The organism is Fulvivirga imtechensis AK7 (assembly GCF_000331535.1).
Taxonomy (GTDB): domain Bacteria; phylum Bacteroidota; class Bacteroidia; order Cytophagales; family Cyclobacteriaceae; genus Fulvivirga; species Fulvivirga imtechensis.
The window spans coordinates 14,104-31,428 of the sequence record NZ_AMZN01000014.1; the positions used below are offsets into that span (position 1 = coordinate 14,104).

Annotated in this window: 11 protein-coding genes; 3 read left to right on the plus strand and 8 right to left on the minus strand. The window is 41.9% G+C overall.

Features of this window, described 5'->3' with window-relative positions; all coding sequences use genetic code 11:
• Positions 1 to 61: 61 nt before the first annotated feature.
• On the minus strand, positions 62 to 2,356 hold the full coding sequence (locus tag C900_RS04520) for a patatin-like phospholipase family protein (RefSeq protein WP_157493894.1): 2,295 nt from the start codon (positions 2,354 to 2,356) through the stop codon (positions 62 to 64).
• A 96-nt stretch (positions 2,357 to 2,452) separates the two neighbouring features.
• Positions 2,453 to 3,754: a peptidoglycan DD-metalloendopeptidase family protein gene (locus C900_RS04525; RefSeq protein ID WP_009578448.1), complete on the minus strand. Its 1,302-nt coding sequence runs from the start codon at positions 3,752 to 3,754 to the stop codon at positions 2,453 to 2,455.
• A gap of 164 nt (positions 3,755 to 3,918) precedes the next feature.
• Here C900_RS04525 and C900_RS04530 point away from each other — a divergent pair, with 164 nt between their 5' ends.
• Positions 3,919 to 4,710, plus strand: a complete 792-nt coding sequence (locus C900_RS04530; protein WP_040495665.1) for an SDR family oxidoreductase — start codon at positions 3,919 to 3,921, stop codon at positions 4,708 to 4,710.
• A 21-nt stretch (positions 4,711 to 4,731) separates the two neighbouring features.
• On the opposite strand, the gene C900_RS04535 is transcribed toward C900_RS04530, so the two are convergent.
• From C900_RS04535 to C900_RS04555, 6 genes are all read right to left on the minus strand, one after another.
• Positions 4,732 to 6,843, minus strand: coding sequence for a protein-disulfide reductase DsbD family protein (locus tag C900_RS04535; RefSeq protein ID WP_009578450.1), 2,112 nt, complete (start codon positions 6,841 to 6,843; stop codon positions 4,732 to 4,734).
• 222 nt (positions 6,844 to 7,065) lie between these two features.
• Positions 7,066 to 8,430, minus strand: coding sequence for a dipeptidase (locus C900_RS04540; protein ID WP_009578451.1), 1,365 nt, complete (start codon positions 8,428 to 8,430; stop codon positions 7,066 to 7,068).
• 247 nt (positions 8,431 to 8,677) lie between these two features.
• Positions 8,678 to 11,020: a PAS domain-containing protein gene (locus C900_RS28105; protein WP_009578456.1), complete on the minus strand. Its 2,343-nt coding sequence runs from the start codon at positions 11,018 to 11,020 to the stop codon at positions 8,678 to 8,680.
• A 749-nt stretch (positions 11,021 to 11,769) separates the two neighbouring features.
• Positions 11,770 to 11,901 carry a hypothetical protein gene (locus C900_RS30810; protein WP_009578457.1) on the minus strand — a complete coding sequence of 44 codons (132 nt, stop codon included), beginning with the start codon at positions 11,899 to 11,901 and terminating at the stop codon, positions 11,770 to 11,772.
• 236 nt (positions 11,902 to 12,137) lie between these two features.
• Positions 12,138 to 13,019, minus strand: a complete 882-nt coding sequence (locus C900_RS28110; RefSeq protein WP_009578459.1) for a glycosyltransferase family 2 protein — start codon at positions 13,017 to 13,019, stop codon at positions 12,138 to 12,140.
• Positions 13,020 to 13,105: 86 nt separating this feature from the next.
• Positions 13,106 to 14,425, minus strand: a complete 1,320-nt coding sequence (locus C900_RS04555) for a homoserine dehydrogenase (protein ID WP_009578460.1) — start codon at positions 14,423 to 14,425, stop codon at positions 13,106 to 13,108.
• Between the two features lie 225 nt (positions 14,426 to 14,650).
• Here C900_RS04555 and C900_RS04560 point away from each other — a divergent pair, with 225 nt between their 5' ends.
• Together C900_RS04560 and C900_RS04565 are read left to right on the plus strand one after the other, a co-directional pair.
• Positions 14,651 to 15,763 carry a Gfo/Idh/MocA family protein gene (locus C900_RS04560; protein ID WP_009578461.1) on the plus strand — a complete coding sequence of 371 codons (1,113 nt, stop codon included), beginning with the start codon at positions 14,651 to 14,653 and terminating at the stop codon, positions 15,761 to 15,763.
• A gap of 183 nt (positions 15,764 to 15,946) precedes the next feature.
• Positions 15,947 to 17,200, plus strand: coding sequence for a 4-hydroxy-3-methylbut-2-enyl diphosphate reductase (locus C900_RS04565; protein WP_009578463.1), 1,254 nt, complete (start codon positions 15,947 to 15,949; stop codon positions 17,198 to 17,200).
• Positions 17,201 to 17,325 lie beyond the last annotated feature (125 nt).

Here is a 17,325-nt window from a genome sequence, read left to right on the forward strand (position 1 = left end):
ATTGTACAAACCTTACATGCAAATGAAGGGGGGTCGATTATTTATGAACAGATGAACAACGTTAATCCATTGATTTGTCATGAAACAGGAGAAAACCTACATGAAGCAATACACCAAATTTGGTTTCTGCATCATCATAATAGTTCATGCTGAGGTTAATAGGACCAATAGGGCTGTGCAGGGTTAATGCGGCCGTACCTGTAAAATAGATGCTATCAATAAAATCATCATAGCCTGACCTGCTCTCATTGGCTGTTGTTATTGATTCCAGGGCCTTAAAAGCATAACCCTCTATACGAAAGTTCAGGTTTGGTCTGATACTATAAACACTTCTCAAGCCCACAGTCAGGTAATTATGCGCCCTGAAGTTCTGCAGCAGCAGTGTTCGGCTATCCTGAAGTGGTTCAAGGGCGGGGGCATTGATCAATGAAGCATAGTAGTTGCTAAAAAAAGGCTGATTGGAGAATACACTCTCCAGGAAATACCCGGTACTATGGTTCCCTGTTTTGAAATATTGCTCCACAGTGGCTTTGGCTCTAAACCACTGATGGCCTTGTTTCTGGGTGGCCTCAATTGCGGACGTGGATCCCGGCTTATACCTCTCTTCCATATTGAAGTAGTCCAGGCTAAGTTTAAAAGCCTTACCTTCGTTAGCATACTGCTTGCGGTTCAGGCTGTTGCGGGATATATAGATCCCCGCACGAAGTCCATTGAGGTCCAGTCTGTCAAGGGTATCAGCGGAGGTAAATGATGAGGTATTGGCAAATCGATCAGTATTGTTTACCCAGGCCGAATTAATAACCCCTTTGAAGTGAGACCCTACCGGAAAGCCAAGATTAATACCATATTTTCTATCAGTCCTTACCAGCAAGGTGGGCGCCCTCTCTTTGATCAGTATGTCATCCGAATCGATATAGTCCCAGCTATTATATGTCAGCTCCGGTTCAATGTAAAACTGGTTAAGTGCGGACAGATCCAGGCGCGACCTCAATTGTGCAGATTTATAAAAGCTGCCGGTATAAAAATTAATACTATTTTTAAGCAGATAATTATCAAAGTAATAGTACTCCATGCCCAGGTAGATCTGACTGATGTTCCTGGTAGCTATAGTTCCGCCTATCTCCACATTGAAATTATTTCTTGGCCTGCCATATATTTCTAACTGGTATGATTCTGTTTCCGCATTAAAAGATATGTCGGGATAGATTGTCCTGAAGAATTTTTCAGATACCAGCCGATAATACCCTGTTTTAATATCTTCGATATAAAGAGGCTCATTTTTATGGAAGTTAAATATCCTGGAAATGTACTTTCGCTGTTTCGAATTAAAGCCATGGAAATGTATAGTATCGAATTTCAACGGCTTGTTTTTGGCCTGGAACTTATTGCGTTTCTCCGCCACAGAGTCACAGGAGGAGGAGCGAGCAACTTTGGCCTTTATTTCATCCATATGGTTCATAGCCCATACATAGCCACTATCTATTAAATTTTGTGCCTTTCCAAAGTCGAAAGATGTATAGCCTCGAAGATCGGGCTCTATATACACTCCTGACCCTGGAATGAGGTCGGGATTTGACTTGTCAAGAAGCATATACAACAAAGACTTGTCTAGCAGACGATCATCTTTTTCAAAGGGGTAATCATTAAAGATCTTAGAAGATACGTTAACACCAATGATCACATCGGGATCAAATTCCTTAATAGCTACATCAACCGGGAAATTGTTGTAAATGCCTCCATCAAAAAGATATTTGCCATCAAGCCTGATCGGTTTGTAAAAGAAAGGTACGGAAAGGGTAGTGCGCAAAGCATGGCTAAGCGAGCCACTATTCAACACTACTTCATTTTGTGTGAAAATGTCAGCGGCTACTATTCTTACAGGCACAAAAAGACTATCAAAGTTATATCCTGCATTAGCCGATGGTTGGGCGAAGGTTTCTGCAAGAGCATAGTTGAGGGAAAGGTCACTGGCAATACTGGAGGTTAATGAAGCGTTAAACGTAGAATCCAGTGAAAGCTTAATAGATAGAAATGCAGCATTAGGTTCTTCCTTACTATAGAAATAGTTATAGCCCTTTTCCAGATCGCCATTTACCCACTTCATGAACTCTGGTGAGGTCATTATTTTCTCGATCTCATCCGCCGGGTAACCGGCTGCATAACAACCCGCTACTATGCCTCCCATGGAGGTACCAACCAGATAGTCGACAGGAATATTATTTTCTTCCAGCGCCTTTAATACTCCCACATGCGCAATGCCTTTGGCGCCTCCTCCGCTTAGGACAAGCGCAACTTTTTGACCATAGCCCGATGTGGCCATGCCAAGAAGTGCCGTCAAAAGAAGGATCTTTGCCAACTGCATATCTTTTTATACAAATTTTGCTTTAAATGTAAACAAAAAAAGCAAGGTAATATTGCCCTGCTTTTTGAATTTTATGCTAAGTAATTCTCTTTATTTCATGCTTGCCATCACTGGCTCTTTTTCTGCAAACTCGATTTGATCCAGCTTGTTGATAAGTACATTTCTTTTAACAATGAAATCTACCATTTTATCTTTAACAACAGGCTCAGAAGGAGGGAGGTCTACCGCCAGAGCATCGATCTGTACTCCGTTTTTCCAAAATCTGTAGCAAAGGTGATTGCCCGTGGCCAGGCCGGTGCTTCCTACATAACCGATAGTTTGGTTCTGTCTTACTCTTGTGCCTGGCTTGATACCGGAAGCGATTTTAGACATGTGCAGATATTGCGTAGTATAAGTAGCATTATGTCTGATCTTCACATAGTTGCCATTGTGCTTGCCAAACTGAGCCTCCACAACAATGCCATCACCAACAGATCTTATCGGGGTGCCTTTAGGCGCAGCAAAATCAGTTCCTCGGTGCGCTTTCCACCTCTTTTGTACCGGATGATATCTGTTACCGGAGTATCTCGAGCTTATGCGGGTGAATTCGAGCGGGTATCGTTGCAATGCCTTTCTAAGGCTGTTCCCTTTTTCGTCAAAATAATCGATGCCGGTACCCTGGTCGTAGTTAAATGCATAGTAGTCATTACCGAAATGCTGAAAGTAAATGGCTTTGATAGCACCAATACCTACTGATACACCATCAACCAACTTGTCCTCATAAATCACTTTGAATTTATCGCCTTTTTGAAGACGGAAGAAGTCAAGCTGCCAGGCAAAAACATCTACAAAGTCATTGGTTAGCTGGTGAGAGAGGCCAAGTTCACTCATGGTAAGTGACAGGTTCGACTCAATAACGCCAGAAACTCCTTTTTCCACAATTTTAACTTCTCTCTGCTTTTTCTCAACAGAAATAGAGTCGCGCAGGTTAAAGATAACATATTCAACAGGGTTGTGTTCGTACACCAGGGCTTTGGCTGTATTAAGAGAATCCTGTTCACATATCAGTGTGTACTTTTTATTAGCCGCAATTTTTCTAACATCAAAGACCTCCTTTGAGATACTGGCCAGCTTAAATATGGCTTCGTTAGAAATGTTATGCTTTGTGAGTATTTCGGAGATATTTTGATTTCTCTTGATCTTATCCTCTATTACAACCATAGAGTCTATCACCAGACCATATAAGGTTTTTGGTTCTACCGGTTCTGGCAGCACCTGATCTGTGTCTGGTTCGGGGGCAACAGCTACCTCACTTTCAGCGGTTTGCTGTGAAACATTAAGCGCGGGAATTAAAAAATAGAATCCAATTGAAAAAAGGGCCAAGATTAGAAGCCCGAAATACTTCTTTGACATGCTGGTTTTAAGTTTAAAAAATTTATGGTAATTGGATGCAAATAAGCACAAATTAGCACGAATTATAAGAAATAAGTAAGAAAAAAGCTAAAATTAGCTTAACATTTTAATCAATTTCTTTTAGTGAATATATGTTATTGCCTGAAAATCAAGTGTTTGTATAAATGAGAACATCAATTAGTATTCTGGGATGCGGATGGTTAGGATTGCCGTTGGGTAAGGTTTTAGCGGATTATGCACATGAAGTAAAAGGCGCCACGACCAGCATTAATAAATTGCCGGTAATTAACAGTGCGGGCATGGAAGCTTTTCTGCTAAAAGGCCCGGGGATAGATACGGATATGGATTTTTTCAAAACGGATGTTTTGATCATTACACTACCTCCCTCTATCCCCGGATATCTGCAAATAGTAGATGAGGTGAGAGAAAGGCTTGTTGTATCCGGCATCAAAAAGGTGATTTTTATAAGCTCGACCTCTGTATATCCAAACACCAATAGCATAGTGGTAGAAAAAGATGCCATAAATGTAGCCTCGGCACATTCCGGTGTCGCGCTATTGGAAGTTGAGGAGGGGTTTAGACAAAGTAAAAACTTTGATACAACTATCCTCAGACTGGCAGGTCTTTATGGTCCCGGCCGGGAACCCGGCAGATTTTTGGCAGGAAAGAAAGGCCTAAGCGGAGCGGATAATCCTGTAAACCTGGTGCATCAGGAAGATTGTATTGGTGTGATTAAAGCAGTAATAGAGCAGGGATTTTGGAACAAGACATTCAATGTGTGCGCTCCTTCACACCCTACGCGGAAACAATTTTACACACTGGCCTGCAAGAAAATGAACCTTGAGCCACCAACCTTTTCAGGGGAGAAGGCACCCTATAAGATGGTGAGTGCTGAAAGGCTTTTAAGAGAAACCGGCTATAAATTTCAGCGCCCGGATCCACTACAGGATTTGTAACCCGACCAATGGATGTGAAAATCAATTATTGTAAATCTGGTCGTACTTCTCTTTGCCCTTATTGAGAAATTTAATGAAGTTCCGGGCGCTCCTGTCATAGGTTACCGGCTCCACCAGCACCTTTTCATCTTTACCCACCAGCACGTAAAAGGGCTGTGCATTATTTTTCAGGTTAGTGATCTGCAAATCTGCATTTTGCTTGCCAATAGTCTTTTTCACTTTTCCGTCATAGCCGGAGGTGTACCATGCTGATTCCGGCAGTTCAGTTTTATCATCGACATACAATGCTACAATAACATAATCTTCTTTTAACCTGCGCAATACCTCGGGGTCGGACCACACCACGGCCTCCATTTCCCGGCAGTTGGTACAACCATGCCCTGTAAAATCAATAAAAAGTGGCTTGTTTTGTTGCCTGGCACACGCTATCGCCTGGTCATAGTCGAAGTAGCCCCTGAGCCCGTGAGGCAGGTGCAGAAAATCGCCATACTTTGGTTCGCCACAGGCTGCATATTCAGCCTCATCTGTCTGTCGCGTCATACTTATCAGATCAAAATCATGAGTATACATTGGTGGCAGGTAACCCGCCAGCGCCTTTAAAGGAGCTCCCCACATGCCTGGGATCAGATAAAGCACAAATGCAAAGGTACCAATGGCCATCATCAGCCTGGGCACGCTGATCACTTCCAGCTTACTATCATGTGGAAGCCTGATCTTACCCAATAAGTAGAATCCCATCAAAGTGAAAATAACGATCCAGATGGCTATATTCACTTCGCGGTCCAAAATGCCCCAGTGAAAGGCCTGATCAGCAATGCTCAAAAATTTAAAGGCCAGGGCCAGTTCTATAAACCCAAGCACAACTTTTACTGAGTTTAACCATCCTCCTGATTTTGGTAAGTTGCTAAGCCAGCCAGGGAAAATGGCAAAAAGGGTGAATGGTATGGCAAAAGCCAACGAAAAAGCAAACATCCCGAGGATCGGCTTGAGTACCTCGCCCCCGGCTGAACCTACCAAAATGCTTCCCACAATAGGGCCGGTACATGAAAAAGATACTAGCACGAGTGTAAATGCCATAAAGAAGACTCCCAACAACCCTCCTCTATCCGCTTTTCTGTCCATTTTGTTAACAAAAGAGCTTGGCAATGTAATATCAAACAACCCAAAAAACGAAAGTGCAAAAATGATAAATACGGCAAAGAAGATCAGGTTGGGCAACCATTCTGTGCTCAAATGGTTGGCCGTCTCGGGCCCCATAAGTGGCGCTATGGCAGATCCGATGATAGTGTAAATTATGATAATTGAGAACCCGTAAATAAAGGCCTGGCCGGCCCCCCTTCCTTTTCCGGTAAAGTAGGTAACGGTCATCGGGATCATCGGAAAAACGCATGGGGTTAGCAATGCAGCCAGCCCTGCTACAAACGCGAAGATCATAAACCAGATAATCGATTTGTCTTTGTCAGTTTTCACTACCAGGGATTCATCCAGCACAGGCCCTGTATTTTCTCCGGATGAATAGCTATCTGCAGGCTCAGTTTTTTTTGGGCTGGGTTCGTCAATTTTATTTTCTTCTTTCTCTGGAACAGTAGTTTTTTCAGCGCTTTTCTGTTCCGCCTGCTGCCGTGGTTCTTCATTTTCCGGCAGGTTTTCTTTTGGCTGAGTTTTGATGACCTGGAAATCATCAAAAACAAAATCATGATCAAAAGGGATACATTTGCCATCTATATCGGAGCAAACCTGAAATTCATAGTTCCCTTCCACTGTAAGATCAGGGCTTAACACCCTTATCCTTTGCCGGAATTCACCGGTATTTTTAAAGATCCTGACGGTACATTCAAATACATCGTCATACTTTTCTGTGGGATTAATGGCGCGAAGATCTCCTATCAATTCATAGGTATCATTTGGTTTAAATGTAAACGTAGTAACCATTGGGCCACAATCGGGATCAAAGTCTGATGAATACAGGTACCAGTTTTTGTCAATCTTTGCTTTAAAGATCAGTTCAATCTCATCACCAACCTTAACCTCTTTTCGGCTAACCTCCGTATTCCATGAAGATGGCTCCAGTATTTGTGAAAAAGCAGCCACGGAGGCAGCACAAAAGGCCAATAAAAAAAATATCTTCTTCATTTTATATTCTATAAATTTTATTCTTCCATCCTTACGTCAATGCTATAAGGGTGGATCTGAATCCGGGCATGTCTAAAGCTTACGCACATTACAGCAAGTCAAATATGCAAAAGAATCTTGAAGTTAAGTACGCAGGTTCAGAGAGATTGGTTCGTTGAGCTCTAAAATTTCCTTGAACGGTACTGCCATAGCCGTAGAGTTATGGCTATGGCAGTCCTTTATCTATTTCGCCTTAGCGAAGTGCTTGTAAAATAAGGTGATAGTTTCTATCCCTTTGAAGTAGTTAAAAAGGCCATAATGCTCGTTGGGCGAATGGATAGCATCCGAATCGAGCCCAAAGCCCATCAGCACTGTATCCAGTCCCAGTTCTTTTTTGAACAGCGACACTATGGGAATGCTGCCTCCATCTCTGGTCGGAATAGGTGTTTTTCCAAATGCCTCCTCAAAGGCAGCGCTGGCAGCCGCATAGGCCGGTGAATCCGTTGGTGTAACAGCGGGCTCACCACCGTGGTGTGGAGTTACCTTCACTTTCACCGACTTAGGAGCAATGGCACTGAAGTGTTTGGAGAAGAGCTCGGTGATTTCCTTTGAACTTTGGTCCGGCACCAACCGCATGGATATTTTAGCATAAGCTTTGGAGGGCAGTACCGTTTTGGCCCCTTCACCGATATAACCTCCCCATATGCCATTTACATCCAACGTAGGACGGATACCTGTCCGCTCAATTGTAGTGTATCCTTTTTCGCCTTTGATATCGTTAATGTCCAGGTCCCTTTTATATCCGTCCAGATCGAAAGGCGCATCATTCAGGGCCTTCCTCTCTTCAGCAGACAACTCTGCTACTTTGTCATAAAATCCAGGAATAGTAATGTGGTCGTTCTCATCTTTGAGCGATGTTATCATTTCACAAAGTACGTTAATAGGGTTGGCCACAGCTCCACCATAAACACCCGAATGGAGGTCGCGATTCGGCCCTGTAACCTCTACCTGGAGATAGCTCAATCCGCGCAGACCAACGGTAAGTGATGGCGTGTCGTTAGCGATCATAGATGTATCTGAGATGAGAATAATATCTGCAGCCAGCTTTTGTCTGTTCTCTTTTACAAATATTCCCAAATTATCAGATCCGACCTCTTCTTCGCCTTCGATCATGAACTTCACATTACAGGTAAGGGAACCGGTAGCCATCATAGTTTCAAAGGCCTTTACATGCATATACATCTGCCCTTTGTCATCACAGGCCCCACGTGCATATATTTTTTCATTTTTGATGACAGGCTCAAATGGAGGTGAGTCCCATAGCTCATAAGGGTCTGCCGGCTGCACATCGTAATGCCCGTAAACAAGTACTGTCGGTAAATCCTTGTCTACAATCTTTTCTCCGTACACAATGGGGTGCCCTGCTGTTTCACAGATCTCTGCCTTGTCTACACCTGCCTTTTCCAGGCTGTTTTTAACGAACTCGGCTGTTTTACGGACATCACCTTTAAACTTGCTATCAGCGCTGACTGATGGTATACGCAGCAGATCTAATAGCTCATCAAGAAATTTTTGCTTATTGTTTTCTATGTATTCGTGGGTATTCATGGATCTATTGTTTTTGAGGCTGTAAAGGTACTGGAAATGGTTAAATTAGCCAATCGAATACCTGTCGAAGCGAGACAGCCTAAAAAGCTCATCCTGTAAATACTTATGGCCTCCGCTAATGGCTTCGGCCGTCAGCGAAACACCATTTCCTCAAGGCCGTTCAGGCAACTGTCATTATCCATGAAATCAACTAAAAAGTTGTTGGCTACTTCGGAATGATGATAAGTTGTGAATTTTCTTAAAGACACTATTTAATAGAAGGAATGATGATTTTAAATGTGGTTCCCTTTCCAATTTTACTACTTACACTGATCTTGCCACCAAGCTGATTTACCGACTGCTTAACAATATACATCCCCAAGCCTGAACCTTCTGATATTTCCGTGGCTCTGTAAAACATATCAAAGATCTTGTCGAGTTGGCTTTTATGTATTCCTATACCATTATCTTCAAAAGTAGTGGTCAGCTTTGAAGCGGTAAGCTTGGCGTCTATTTTCAGGTAGCTCAATTCTACATTGGGATTAATATATTTATAGGCGTTGGAAATAATATTACTGAAAATAATCTTTAATCTCAGGGGGTCACTGATCAATGCTTTGTCTTTGCCTTCAATCTTTATAGTGGTTTTCACCTTGATGAAATTATCCAAGTACTCCAGGTCCCTCACACAGCTTTCTATTAATTCTTTAAGGGCGAGCTTTTGAATTTTTACTGATGTCCTGCTGGCTTTGGCATAGTTAAGCATAGACCTCACAAATTCATCCAGTCTCAGGATGCTCTTTTCAATACGCCCGAGGTATTCTGTCTGGTGTTCCGGATGACGGTCCAATTTGGCAATATTTACCAGACCTAAAATTGAGGTAAGAGGAGACCTGAGATCATGCGAGGTTTTGTATACCAGTTGGTCAAGTTCAAAATTACGATCGGAAAGCTCTTTTAGCGCCAGATTAAGCTCCTCTTCACGCGTTGCCAGGGCCATGTTCTGCTTGCGCAGTTCTTCATTAAGCTGTGTGAGCTTATCTTCAGTCTGTTTTATTTCGGTAATATCTCTTACAGCGCCATCGAATACATCCTGCCCTTCAATACCCTTTGTCAATGAGCAACTATACAAGCCCCAGAAAATCTGCCCATTCTTTTTCTGCAGCTTCACTTCCTTATTTCTAACGAACCCGTCCTTTATTATTGAATTAATGATCTCCTGCCGTGACCCCACATCGGCATAAAGCTGATTAGGGTCAATGTTGACCATCTCTTCTTCAGAGTCGTAACCAAAAATATCCACCAGCGCTTCGTTGGCAAAAACAATACCTCCCTGTATGGTAGTTCTGAAAATACCCTCTGTTATGTTTTGACTAATGGACGCCAGCAGTTGTTCACTATGCTTCGATTTCGCTTCTGCTATTTTTTGAATGGTGATATCCCTTATCGCACCATCAAAGTAATGTTCTTTGTCAACAGTTTCTATTAATGTGCTACTCATCAGTCCCCAGAATTCAGACCCATCGCTTCTTTTGAATTTTACTTCAATATTGTTTATTGCTTTATTTTCAAGTATCGTTTTATGAACTTCCCTTCGCTGATTTTGATCTACATAAAGGGTGGCTGATCTTACTTTGTTCAGTTCCTCCATGGAACCAAACCCGAACATTTTAAGGAAAGCGTTATTTACGTACTTAAATTTTTGGCCGGGAATACTCCGGTATATCCCTTCATTGATGTTTTGATTGATATTTTGGAGCAACTGATTATTTTCCTTCAGTTGGTCTTCTGCTATTTTTTGCTTAGTGATGTCCTTAAAATTAGAGATGATCCCCTGTACATCCGGCTTATGCAACAGGTTGGTGAGGGTGGCTTCAGACCATAAATAGTGCCCTTTTACATGTTTGAGACGAAAGCGATGGCTTACACTTTTCCCGGGTTTACTCAGTACTTCTTTAAATTTTTCCCGGGTGGCTTCAAATTCCTCCGGGTGAATAAAATCCGTACCAAGCTTGCCCACAAGATCTTCCTCTTTGTAACCTGCTATATTTTTTATCGAGGGGCTTGCATAAATGAGTACCCCCTGGTCATCATATAACACTATACCTTCATGCGCATTTTCGATCAATGCCCGGAATTTTTTCTCGCTGGACTCCAGGCGGTTTTGATAGTCAATTTTTTCCGTAAGGTCTTTTGACGAATACAACAGGTGAGTACAGTTGCCATCATTATCAAGTATGGGCGTAATTATCGATGAATAATGATGCATTTTGCCTTTGTACATAATTTCCTCTGTAAAGGCATGTTCCTTTCGGGTTTTGATCACCAGCTTATAGTGGCTTAAAATTTCCCCTGCCTGCTGCTGAGTCAGGTGATAATCATTAATAATTATATCCCGTATCTCCTTGCCGATAAATTTCCTGGCATTCAGTTTTGGATCGAATGCCCTGGCGGCACGATTATAAGAAGGGTTGACAGCGAGGATGTAAAGCTTAGTCTTTTTACGGACTTCGAGCAAACAAATCAGGTCGGAGGAGTTTTGAAAGATTAGTGAAAGATACCTGTTTTCATCACCTAAATTATGGGCTAATTTGTTGTCAGGTAATTTCATTCGTAAAAAAATAATACAACACTAAAGCTACAGATTATATGTCGGCCGATACAACAATATACAAAGTAATATTCAAAAATTACAGTGTTGAGCTGGCAAGAGTCATAAAGACCCCAATTAATTTGAATTAAAAATCCCACAAGCGGTATTCCTTCTGGGCTTGTGGATAAGTTTGTGATTATCAGTCAACCTTTGTGTATAAATACCTGCTTTTGACCTTAAAATATTGTGGAAAAGTTGTGGGAAACAATGTATGGATTTTTTTTGCAGGCAAAGATATAATACCGACCTTAGATGTACCAAGTAAGAGATAAACGGCAGGCACAAAAGAGTGCCAGGTAAGTATTGCAAAATTCGCGAAGTGTGGTTTCCACGAGTTACGGTCTGGTACTGATAATTTGAAATGGCTAAAGTCACAGAGAAACAGCTTCATAGAATGGTCTGGTCTGTTCTATTCTACTATAGAATAGCAGCATCAGATTTGGAAAGGCTCAACTGAAGGGGTCCCGGCTTAGCCGGATGGCCTGAAATTGCTTTAGCTGCAGAAGGTTACTTTTCCGAGTATGGATCCTCCATATCATTTGAGAGTTTGCCGGAAAGCCAGAACCTGAACTTATGCTACGCAATGTTCGCAGGGAAAGCCGGTAACTGTAGCTTGGCATGTACCATAACTCCGGTTATGAAAAGCATGAAATGGGGGTTTTTCCAAGAGAAAGGCTCCCATTTTTGTTTTATTGAATGTTGAAATCTTAGATCCAGGGATCAGGCCCCCGGCTTGAAGTGATCAGCAAGTAATTCTCAATATGCCTGCGCCACCTCACCCACCAAAAATCCTGTACTTCTACTACTATCTGTGCTTCCCTCTCCTTTCTCGCCTTCACGAAGCTTTTCAGCGGAGCAAGGGAGGAGAAGGCGATTCTGCCGCGCTAGTGATGGATTAGGTGTAAAACAGACCTGGCTATTTCGCAGACCAAACTTTTGACTTTTCAGGTCCCTAACTTTTCCGCCTTATCCGAAGTCAGGCTTATATATCTGTTGGGGGGATCCTGAATACTTTCTCCGCTCTGCGAAAACTTCACAATGATGGTGGTAATTTAAGAAATCAAATTCCCTGTTTTTAGCCATCAAGTTGATGCTGTTTTCTCCATATTTCGATCTGTGAACCCTTTCTCCGCCAGAATTTCAATCGCGCCGGGGCCATATTCAACCGAACCATTATTTCTCTTATTTTATCAAAAATTTGAAGCTGGAACCGCGATAAAGTTATTGGTTTTCCTAATTCCTCATGAGCGCGGATAAGCATGCCCGATAACTCCCGGTTAATAAACGCCGGATCTTCCTTTATCTTTTTGAAATAGAGTTCCTGGGGTCCCTTATCATGATAGTTTTCCTCATCCCAGAGAAATTTCAAAGAGGTAAGAGAAGGTACTATTTCAAATCTTAAATTTTGTCTATATGCACTTCTGAAAAAATCCACACGGGGGTCTTCATAAGTTTCATAAAAATCTTTCCAGTAGCCAATCTTATTGATCACCTCGCGTTTATGTACCACGGCAATGGTTTCGGGAAGTCTTGGCATAGTAGGCAATATAGGAATATCTGGTTCTGATAATTTGAATGAATAGATCCATTCTATAATGGCGAAAACAATGTCTGCATTCGAATTTTCAATATGGTTGACACAATCACTAAGATGATTGGGTAACCATATATCATCATGATTCAGATAGGAAATGTATTTCCCGCTTCCTCTTCTGATGGCTTCATTATTAGGCCGGGACTGATAGCCGGAATTTTTCGGCAGATTATACCAGTTAACCCTCGGGTCCTTTAAATAGGGCTGAAGAACCTCTTCAGTATTATCAGTACATTTATCCCCGATCACCCATAACTCAAAATTTTCATAGGTTTGCCACAATACACTTTCAACAGCATACTTCAAGGTCTCCGGTCTGTTATATGTGGCTATTGCCACAGTAACCAAAGGTTCATTTTTCATTCGTTTACACACTTTTAATATTTAGTACTTCATAACACACTTTAAAAACTCAGTTCTGACTTAAAATCAATGTTGTAGCGTCATTTTTAATATAGGACCTCCTGCGATGCAAATGGGTACTCCATTTTTATATCTCCTTTAATTTTCAATGTTTCAAAATAAAGCTCAAAAGCTTCACTCTGACTTTGAAAATCAACGTCCTTCATCAGTATTCTTTCGTCCTTTTTATAATCCTTTTTTAATACAACATCTTCTGCAATGCAGATGGGTACACCATCCTCACCGAAATCTTCCAGATTTTCGATTAATCCATAACAAGCGAAACCGCCAGCGCCATCAATTTTATCTCCTTGCTTCAAATTCTCCTTTGCATAGCAAAACACATTCGTTTTTATCCCATATTTTGGTTTAAGCCGTGAATTTCCATATAGAATAGCTTCAGCAACACATTTTAAAGCTTCTATATGGCGCAAATGATAGGGTCTGTAAAATAAATAGTATGGCCCTGAGCCCATATCAACAGGGAACCAGTCGAGTGTAAATTGTTGATATTCCTTATCCGTATATCCGACAGCAAAAACTCCCCCTTTTGGCTGTGCGCCAAGGATGTAATCGACCACCGGTTTTTTATCCTCATATAAGGAATCAAAGTCGTAATGCTTGAAAATATCGTTGATATGATCCATCCGGTGACCATACATTCCCGGTACAGGCGTCCGAAGATCTAAGGCATTGGCTATTACCGACATTTCAACACAAAGTTTGGAGCCATCGGTAAATGACGAGGTCATTTTATGGTCTAATGACCGCTTATCGGCTTCAGGTGCTATTTTGGCCGGGTTGGTATACCGGTCAAGATACCCTTTGATGTTTCCCGCCATCACTAAGTCAAAGCCATAAAAAGCAAGGTCATCGATCAGTATTTTCATCGATGCCGGCTGATCACCATCCGCCACGGTATATATCAGGCCTTTTTCTTCAGCTTTTTTCATTATTAATGGACCATACATCACCTCCGCTTCATGGTTCATCATTACAATATGTTGGTTGTATTCAATTGCTTTTAAGGCATGTTTTGCGCCCGCCAATGGATCATTTGTAGATTCAATCAACACATCGATCTCTTCACTGGAGCAGACCAAAGAGCAGTCATCACAAACAGCAAGGACTTTTCGTGCAATAGCAGAATTTAATTCAGAAACGGTATCAACAATTTCATATGTAACACCCAGCCATTTTGCACACCCTTCCGCCTTTGCCAGGTTTCTGTTTGAGATGGCTGCAGGCCTGAATCCGGGTGTTATATGACATTGAAATGCCAATCCTTTTCCCATAGAGCCAATACCCGTAATGCCAACTTTAATCTCTTCGGGCAATGCTTTTAACTGAGTTATTATTGTCTCCATTAATTATTATTTATTACAGATCAGCATATGTGAAGAAAAACACCTGACGTAAAGGAATGTTCAACACTCTGGTATTCATAACCTTCAGATTTAACTTCATAGCCTGCACAACAGTTGAAAATATAAGAAACTCCGGTTGACAGCTATGGTGAGCCCGATGGCACAAACGACTCGATAAGGCATGGCCCATTGTGCTGTTTCGTAGTTTATTACTAACTTTTGCGGATGAAGTACTTTTTTATACCTCTTTTTCTCTGTATCATTTTCTTCTATAAAACAGAGGGAGCGACAAGGAGCCAAAACGGTCCCGTTCGAATAGGCATTATTGGCTTGACGCACACACATGTTCATTGGATCTTCAATAGTGCAAACAAGGGTGAAATAGAGATTGTTGGAATTGTTGAGCCCGATGAACAACTGGCCATGCGCTATGCTGAACAATATAAATTTCCGATGGGGAAATTATATAAGACTATTGCTGATATGCTGCAACATGAAAACCCTGAAGGGGTAACTGCATTTGGCACTATTGCCGAACACCTGAAAGTAGTCGAAGTGTGTGCCCCCAGAGGGATCCATGTTATGGTTGAAAAACCTCTGGCAATCGACATGCAACAGGCAAGGAAAATGCAAGCTCTGGCAATAAAACATAATATCCACCTTTTGGTAAACTATGAAACATCCTGGTACCCTACAGTCCAAAAGGCTAAAACCTTGTTAGCATCGGACAGTATCGGCAGTTTGGTACAATTAATCATACGAGATGGGCATAGGGGGCCTAAAAATATAGGGGTCAATAGTGAGTTTCTGAATTGGTTAACAGACCCCAGGCAGAATGGTGGAGGAGCTATCATGGATTTTGGGTGCTACGGGGCTAATATCGCCACCTGGATACTTAATGGCAAGCGCCCACAGGCGGTTACGGCAGTGACACAACAACTGCAAAAGGAAAATAACCCTTTAGTAGATGATGAGAGTACCATAATACTTACATACGACAACTGCAAGGTTACTATACAGGCTTCATGGAACTGGCCAATTGGCCGTAAAGACATGGAGGTGTATGGGAGAAAGGGTGTGATCTATGCCGACAACCGGAATAATTTAAGAGTAAGGATTGCCAAAGGTTATGACGGATACGATGAAACTGCTGCAGTATTGGAAGAAATGGATGCTCCTCATGATGATCCGTTTACATTTTTTGCAGCCGTGATCAGGAAAAAAATGAGCATTCCCGATTATGACCTGTCGTCTCTTGAAAATAGTTTACTGGTTCAGGAAATATTAGATGCAGCTCGACTTTCCGCTGAAACAGGAAAAACTATACCACTAAAATAACGGTATAACATTTTGGAAAGCTAAACTATTGAGATACCAGGAGGTGGTAGCGAACTACACCTACTCCCTCTACTGGCTTGCTTACTTCCTTTACAAAGGCAAATTTTAATGGCCTGAAAATACTGATCCGGTCACAAAATCTCTTCGCTTCTCTCCCATTTGTTAACCCGCAAATCATTATTTTTGCACCGCAACAAAACATTAAGTGCTATTAAAAAATTTGATATCCCTGAATACTACCGGTCGTCTATAACCGGGAAAATAAAGGAGGCCAGACGTGTAGCTGACCCTCGTAAAAAGGATTTTGCACCAACCGAATTGGATTTTGGACCTGTTAAATTCTACATAGCGAGACATTTCGGTTTTTGCTATGGCGTAGAAAATGCCATTGAGATCAGTTACAAAGCGCTGGAGGAAAATCCTGACAAAAGGGTATTCCTTCTGAGCCAAATGATCCATAATCAGGAGGTGAACAAAGACCTGCAAAGCAGGGGTATTGAATTTATTATGGATACCGATGGCACACAGTTTATTCCCTGGAATGAGCTAAAACCTGAAGATATAGTAATCATTCCTGCCTTTGGCACTACGCTGGAAATAGAAGAAATACTAAAGGAAACCGGCATAGAGGTACAACGCTATAACACCACCTGCCCCTTCGTGGAAAAGGTATGGAAGCGCTCTGAAAAACTGGGGAAAGAGCATCATACAATAATCATTCATGGAAAGCACAACCATGAAGAAACCAGAGCCACCTTCTCACATAGTTCACAAACTGCTCCTTCAGTGATCGTAAAGGATATGGCTGAGGCAAAAATGTTGGGAGAAGCAATAAAAGGCAATATTTCAAAGGCCGAATTCTTCAAGCTCTTTGAAGGCAAGTATTCGCAGGGATTTGACCCGGACAAGCATTTTGACAAACTGGGAGTAGTGAATCAAACTACCATGCTGGCTACTGAAACACAGGAAATTGCAGATTACATAAAACAGGTCATCATCGAAATGCATGGTGAGAATAGCTATAAGCACCACTTTGCCGATACACGAGATACCTTGTGTTATGCCACTAATGACAACCAGGATGCCACCTATGGCCTGCTTGAAGAAGACGCTGACCTGGCCATAGTGGTGGGCGGGTACAATAGCTCCAATACCTCACATATTGTGGAGCTGTGCGAAAGGAAGTTTCCGACTTTTTTTATCAACTCAGAAAGAGAGATCATTTCAAATGATGAGATACACCACTACGACTACCACAATAAAAAGAAGGTTGAAACTATTGGCTGGCTTCCCGCAAAACCGGAGGTGAAAATTATATTGACCAGTGGCGCCTCCTGCCCTGACACTTTGGTGGATCAGGTGATGCTCAAAATTGTAAGCTTTTTCCCGGGAGCACGTGGTCTCGAAGGTGTAATGGATGCGCTACAGATCCGCTGAAGAGCTAAACAACCAACGATCTTCCTATGTTAGATAATGCAAGGGAGGGATGACTGACCTTTTGAGCCATACTTAGCTTCATTGGGCAAAAAGCAGTAAAGGCTTCAGTTAAAAAATTAAAGATT